Origin of the sequence: Nocardioides sp. (genome assembly GCF_030655615.1) — a bacterium.
Classification (GTDB): Bacteria; Actinomycetota; Actinomycetes; order Propionibacteriales; family Nocardioidaceae; genus Nocardioides.
Window position 1 is genome coordinate 1 of sequence record NZ_JAURVJ010000233.1, and the last position, 6489, is coordinate 6489.

6 protein-coding genes are annotated in these 6489 nt (G+C 73.8%); 4 read left to right on the forward strand and 2 right to left on the reverse strand.

The genetic code is table 11. The features are described 5' to 3' along the window. From Q7T52_RS20390 to Q7T52_RS20400, 3 genes are all read left to right on the forward strand, one after another. Positions 1 to 758 (forward strand): DUF5682 family protein (locus tag Q7T52_RS20390; protein ID WP_304805389.1); only part of this gene is annotated, 758 nt, incomplete at its 5' end. Further along, entirely contained in the window at positions 755 to 1900 is a 1146-nt protein-coding gene (locus Q7T52_RS20395) for a VWA domain-containing protein (RefSeq protein WP_304805390.1), read from the forward strand. The genes Q7T52_RS20390 and Q7T52_RS20395, both read left to right, overlap by 4 nt. 7 nt (positions 1901 to 1907) lie before the next feature. After that, complete coding sequence (locus Q7T52_RS20400; protein ID WP_304805391.1) at positions 1908 to 3935, forward strand: hypothetical protein; 2028 nt, start codon at positions 1908 to 1910, stop codon at positions 3933 to 3935. A 418-nt stretch (positions 3936 to 4353) separates the two neighbouring features. Here the strand turns inward: Q7T52_RS20400 and greA are convergent, their stop codons facing one another. Then, a complete protein-coding gene (greA, locus tag Q7T52_RS20405; RefSeq protein ID WP_304805392.1) occupies positions 4354 to 4860 on the reverse strand; it encodes a transcription elongation factor GreA in 507 nt (168 codons plus the stop codon). Positions 4861 to 4982: 122 nt separating this feature from the next. Further along, positions 4983 to 5396, reverse strand: a complete 414-nt coding sequence (locus tag Q7T52_RS20410; RefSeq protein WP_304805393.1) for a DUF4307 domain-containing protein — start codon at positions 5394 to 5396, stop codon at positions 4983 to 4985. Positions 5397 to 5451: 55 nt separating this feature from the next. Here Q7T52_RS20410 and mca point away from each other — a divergent pair, with 55 nt between their 5' ends. Next, a complete protein-coding gene (gene mca / locus Q7T52_RS20415; RefSeq protein ID WP_304805394.1) occupies positions 5452 to 6369 on the forward strand; it encodes a mycothiol conjugate amidase Mca in 918 nt (305 codons plus the stop codon). Positions 6370 to 6489: the final 120 nt, after the last annotated feature.

The following is a 6489-nucleotide window of genomic DNA, read 5'->3' on the forward strand; positions in this document are numbered from 1 at the left end:
CCCTGGCCGCCGAGCCGGCGTTCCCTGACGCTGTCACCGCCACGGGCGGGCTGGCCCTGCTCGCCGAGGGTCGCGAGCCGCTGGAGGCGGGTCGGCTCACCGAGCTGCCCGACCTGCTGGCGGCCGGCTACGCGCGCTCGCTCTACCTCGCTCGCGAGCTGCGCGGCGAGGAGTGCCCGCCGCGCGACGCGGCCGTCGCGCTGTCCCGGCTGCGCGAGCTGCTGGCCTCGCCGGCGGGTGCCGACCTCGACCCCGAGCCGTTCTGGGAGGTCCTCGACCGGCTGCGCCGCGACCACGAGCTCGCCTTCGTCCGCGGGTCGAGTGCCGGGCTGCTCTCGTCGGCGGGCCGCATCGCCGACGCCGACCTGGCCCGCGACGTCGCCGGCCACCTCGCCAGCAGCATGCCCGCCGAGGAGTCCGTCGGCTTCCTCGCCGGGCTGCTCGCCACCGCCCGCGAGGCGGTGTGGCAGGAGGCCGGGGTGGTCCCGGCCCTCGACGACCGCCTCGCCGGCTGGGACGAGCACACGTTCCTGGCCCACCTGCCCGAGCTGCGGCTGGCGTTCTCCTCGCTCACCCCACGTGAGACCGACCGCGTGGCCGCGCTCGTCGCCGACCACCGCGGGCTGTCCGGCGGCGCCCAGGGGCTCGGGCCGCTGCTGCAGCGCGGCGTCGACGAGGCGGCGGTCGGTGCCCACCTGCAGGTCTCGGCCGACGTGGCCGACCTGCTGCGCGCTGACGGCCTGGAGGCGTGGCTGTGACGACCGACCGCTGGCGGCTCGTGCTCGGCCGCTACTCCGAGCAGCAGCTGCCCGCACCCGAGTCCGGCGAGGGCGAGCGGCGCGAGGCGGCGCTCGACTACCTCTACGGACGGGAGTACTCCGGTCGTGGCGCCCGCCCCGGCGGGGGTGCCGACGGCGACGACGGGCCGCCGCCACTGGCTCCGGGCTCGCTCGACCCGTCGGCCCCGAGCATCGTCGACTGGCTGGGCGAGGTGCGCGAGCTGTTCCCGGTCGAGACCGTCGAGGTCGTCGAGAAGCACGCGCTCGACCGCTACGGACTCACCGAGCTGGTCAGCGACCCGGAGGTGCTGGCCCGGCTCGAGCCCAGCCAGGAGCTGCTCGCGACGCTGCTCGCCCTCAGGGGCCAGCTCGACCCGCGGGTTCTGGGCGAGGTGCGCCGCATCGTGCGCCGGGTCGTCGACGACCTGCGCCGCCGCCTCGAGACCGAGGTGCGCCGGTCCCTCGCCGGGCGCCTCAACCAGCACCGCCACTCGCCGGTGCCGGTCGCGACGGCGTTCGACCCGCGCGGCACCGTGCGCGCCAACCTCAAGAACTTCGACGTCGAGCGTCAGCAGATCGTCGTCGCCGACCCGAAGTTCTTCGAGCGCAACACCCGCCGCGTGCCCTGGGAGGTCGTGCTCGTCGTCGACCAGTCCGGCAGCATGGTCGGCTCGGTGATCCACGCGGCGGTGATGGCGGGCATCCTGGTCGGGCTGCCGTCCTACCGGCTCCGGCTGGTCGTCTTCGACACCAGCGTCGTCGACCTCACCGACCTGGCCGGCGACCCCGTCGAGCTGTTGATGACGGTCCAGCTCGGCGGTGGCACCGACATCGCCCAGGCCGTCACCTACGCCGAGCAGGTCATCGAGCAGCCGCACCGCGCGGTCGTCGTGCTGGTCACCGACTTCTGCGAGGGCGGACCGCCCGCAGGCCTGGTCGCCGCCGTACGCCGCCTCGTCGAGGCCCGGGTGACCACCATCGGTCTCGCCGCCCTCGACGGCACGGCGCACCCCTACTACGACAAGCAGATGGCGGGCGCCCTCGCCGACGCCGGCATGGAGATCGCTGCTCTCACTCCCGGCCAGCTCGCCGAGTGGCTCGCCCGGGTCACCGCACGATGAGCGCGCCGTGACCTCGCTGGCCGCCGTGGCGGCGCTGCTCGCACGCTACGACGACGACGCGTGGGTGGCGCTGGCCAACCGCGGCCTGCTGCGCCGCGCCCGCAAGGACCTCGGGTCGGTGAGCCCGGTCGTGGTCGACGACGGCGACGAGGCGGTCGTGGTGTCGCTGGGGGAGCGCACGGTCCGGGTGCCGCTGGCCGGGCCCGCCGAGGCGACGTGCGACTGCCCGAGCCCGGTGACCTGCCAGCACGTGCTGGCTGCGGGGCTGTGGCTGGCCGAGCAGGACCGTGCGTTCGCTGGAGCCGGCGAGGAGGCTCGGGAGGGCGCGCTGCACGCGGAGCTGATGGCGTTGGACGCCGCCGCCCTGACGGCCTACGCCGGCAAGCCCGGCCTGCGCTGGGCCCACCAGCAGGTGGCCGACCTGTTCGCGGGCGAGGAGCCCCCGCGGGTCGAGCGGGGCGGCTACCTGGCGGTGACGTTCGGGCGGCCCGAGGTCGTGGCGCGCTACCCCGGCGGGGGGCTCGACGGGCTGGTGCTCGACCAGAAGGTGACCCAGCCGAAGAAGTGGAAGGTCGCCGCCGTGCTGGCCTGGCAGCGCGCGCACGGCCTCGTGCTCGACGCGCCCGCTCCGGCCGCTCGGTCGACCGGCCCGACCGAGCGGGGGCTGTCGCGCGACGACTCCCGGGCGCGGCTGCACGCCTCGGTGAGGGCGCTGCTCGAGGACCTCGTCCGCGTGGGCGTCTCGCACCTCTCGCCCGCCACCCTCGACCGCCTCACCACGGCGGCGACCTGGGCCCAGGGGGCCGAATACCCCCGTCTCGCGCTCCTCCTCCGGCGCCTCGCCGACCAGGTCGACCTCGCCCTGGGCCGCGACGCCTCGGCCGACGACCACGTGCTCCTCGACGAGGCGGCGGTGGCCTACGGGCTGGTGTCGGCGCTAGAGGCCGCTGCCGCGCGCGGCGAGTCACCGGTCCACCTCGTCGGCCGCGCCCGGACGTCGTACGACGCCGTCCGCTCGCTCGACCTCGTCGGGCTGGGCGGGCAACCGTGGCGGACCGCGTCCGGCTACCACGGGCTGACGTGCGTGTTCTGGAGCCCCGAGCGGCGCCGGGTCTACACCTGGGGTGACACGCGGCCCGAGGACGTCGGCGGGTTCGACCCGCGCGCCCGCTGGACCCAGCCCGCCCCGTGGAAGGGCCTGGCCATGCCCGCCACGACCTCGGGCCGCCGCCTCGTGCTCACCGGCGCCCAGGTCAGCGCCGACGGCCGGCTCTCCGGCGTCGAGGCGACCTCGGCCCTGGTCACGCCCACCGACAGCGACGACCTCCTCGACGTCCTGCCCGCCGTCTCTCGCTGGGCCGACCTCGACGGCGGCTCCGGACCCCGCAGCCTCCTCGCTGGGGGCAACCGCTCCGCCGCCTGGGCCGTGCTCCGTCCGTCCGCGGTGGGCAAGGCGGTGTTCGACCCGGCGCGGCAGACGCTGGTCTGGCCGGTCCTCGACGGTGACGGCGAGGTCGTCTCGCTCGAGCTCGTCTGGTCCCGCCTGCTCGCCCACGCCATCGCCCGGGTCGAGTCGCTCGGAGCGCTGCCCGAGGGCGCCCTCGTCGTCGCCCGCGTACGCCGCCTCCGCGGCGCCTGGGTCGGCGACCCGCTGAGCATCGTCCGGCCCGGCCGCGAGCTCAACCCGGTCGACGCCCTGCACTTCGACGGCGAGGCCACCTCTCCGCTCGTCGGTCGCCTGCTGGGCTCTGCCGTACCGGACCGGGCGCCTGCGGCCGAGGTCGACGATGGCGCACCGCCTGCGGGGCTCCCACCGGCTCTCGTCGCGCTGCGGTCGCTGCTCGAGCAGCAGGCCCAGCGCGGCTGCGCCGGCGCGCCGGCTGCGTCCGTCCGAGAACGGGTGGGGGAGGCGCACCGGGCGCTGCGCGACGTGGGCTGGCCGGTCTTCGCCACCCCCGACCCGGCCGTCGACCCGGCCGTGCTGCTGCTGCGGTCGCACTACGTGCTGCAGCAGGTCGAGCGCACGTTCCGCTGAGGGTGGTGAAGTGCGCAGTTGCGCAATCGAGGCCTGTTCGGGCCGTTCCGGGGTCGTGAACTGCGAGTTCGGGGCCCGTTCGGACCCCTTCAGCCGCACGAACCGCGCAGTAGCGTGGGTCAACTCGTGCGATCGCACGAGTTGGGGCGGGTTCGGCTCACGATCGGCGCTCAACTCGAGCGATCGAACGAGTTGGGCCGGCTCCAGCCCGGTTCGGGCCCCCAACTCGTGCGATCGCTCGAGTTGGGTCGGTGGCCGGCCCTCAAGCGGCACTCAACTCGTGCGATCGCACGCGTTGGGCGGGTTCAAGCCCAGGATCAAGCCCCCAACTCGTGCGATCGCTCGAGTCGAGCCAGACCCAGACCCAGACACAGACCCGAGCCAGGCCCGAGCCAGAACACCCGAGGCCCAAACAACCTCAGTCGACGTACGGCTTCGCACCCAGCACGACGACCTGGAGCGTCTTGCCGTTGGGCGCCTCGAAGGCAACGGTGTCGCCCTTCTTGGCGCCGAGCAGCGCCTCGCCGAGGGGGGCCTGCGGCGAGTAGACCTCGACGTCGACGTAGTCCTCGTTCTCGCGGGCGCCCAGCAGGAAGCGCTCAGCCTCGTCGTCGTCGTCACCCTCGAACTTGTAGGTCACGACCTTGCCCACGGTGACGACGTCGTCGTCGGTGGGCTGGTCGGAGACGGCCTTCAGGAGGACGTCCTCGAGCTGGCGGATGGTGCCCTCGTTCTTGCCCTGGTCCTCGCGGGCGGCGTGGTAGCCGCCGTTCTCCTTGAGGTCGCCCTCGTCGCGGGCCTCGCTGATGCGCGTGACGATCTCCTCGCGGACGGGGCCCTTGAGGTTCTCGAGCTCGGCCTTGAGCTTCTCGTGGGCACCAGCGGTCAGCCAGATGGTGCTGCTCTGCTCGGTCGACTGGGACATGGGTACTCCTGTGTGGTGCTCGATGGTGGTGCGGGGGATCTCACGCCTGGCGGCCCGCGGGAACGGGGCGGCCGAATGGTCGACCCTAGCAAGGACGCCGCGCGACGGGGGTCGTACGACGATCAGCGCGGTCGGTTCTGGCCCGGGGCGGTGCAGCCGACCAGCTCGACCGACGTCGCGCGGCGCTCGGTGCTGACCTCCTGCTGGACCGTGCCGTCAGCTCCCGGCTCGGGGGTGAAGGACACCTGCCCGACGAGCGTGTGGTCCTCGGCGTAGGCCTTGACCGTGCAGGTCGCCTCGACGTCGTCGCCGCTGAGGTCGACGGTGAAGCGGGCCAGCGCCGTGCCGTCGTCGACCACCGAGAAGGTCAGGTCGCCCGAGGCGACGTCGGGGTTGGCCTGCGCCAGCGTGGCCCACGCCAGCCACCCGCCGAACACCAGGACGACCACCGCGGCCGACCCCAGCAGCGCACGCCGCCGCCAGGGCGCGGGCGCGCCGTAGCGCTCGGCCAGGTCGGTCGATCCGGTGGTGGTCACGCCCCGATCCTAGGCGGCGCCCGGTGCGCGCCGAGCCCGCTCCTAGGATGAGGACATGCCGCAGCACCCCCCAGCCTCCGCGCCCCGCGCGGGCCTCCGGCTGATGCACGTCCACGCCCACCCCGACGACGAGTCGAGCAAGGGGGCGGCGTCGACGGCCAAGTACGTCAAGGAGGGCGTCGACGTCCACGTCGTCACCTGCACCGGCGGCGAGCGCGGCTCGATCCTCAACCCCAAGATGGACCGGCCCGACGTGCTGGCCAACATCACCGAGATCCGCCGGCAGGAGATGGAGCGCGCCCGCGACATCCTCGGCGTCCGCCAGGACTGGCTCGGCTTCATCGACTCCGGCTGGCCCGAGGGCGACCCCAAGCCGCCGCTGCCCGAGGGCTGCTTCGCCCTGGTGCCGATCGAGGAGTCGACCGAGCGGCTCGTGCGGTTCATCCGCAGCTTCCGGCCGCACGTGATGACGACGTACGACGAGCGCGGCGGCTACCCCCACCCCGACCACATCCGGTGCCACGAGGTCAGCGTCGCGGCGTTCGCGGCGGCCGCCGACCCCGAGCAGTACCCCGAGGCCGGCGAGCCCTGGCAGGTCCTCAAGCTCTACTACCACCACGGCTGGAGCTACACCAAGATCACTGCTCTCCACCAGGCGATGCTCGACCACGGCCTCGAGTCGCCCTACGAGGAGCGCATCAAGGAGTGGAAGCCCGAGCCCGAGTGGGACAAGCGGATCACCACCCGCGTGCCGTGCGGGGAGTTCTTCGGCGTCCGCGACCAGGCCCTGCTGGCGCACGCCACGCAGATCGACCCGGACGGCTTCTGGTTCGCCATCCCGCGCGAGCTGCAGGTCGAGGTGTGGCCGACCGAGGACTTCGAGCTGGTGACCTCCCACGTGGAGTCCCCGCTGCCCGAGGACGACCTGTTCACCGGCGTCGTCACCGACATCGATGCCAGTAGGAGCGCCTGAGAGAATGGGCACCATGGTGCTGTCCGAGATCACCCTCCTGCTGATCAGCGCGGCCGACCAGGCGCCCGAGCCGGAGGACGTGAAGGCCGGCTGGACGGCGTTCGCCATCTTCATCGGCCT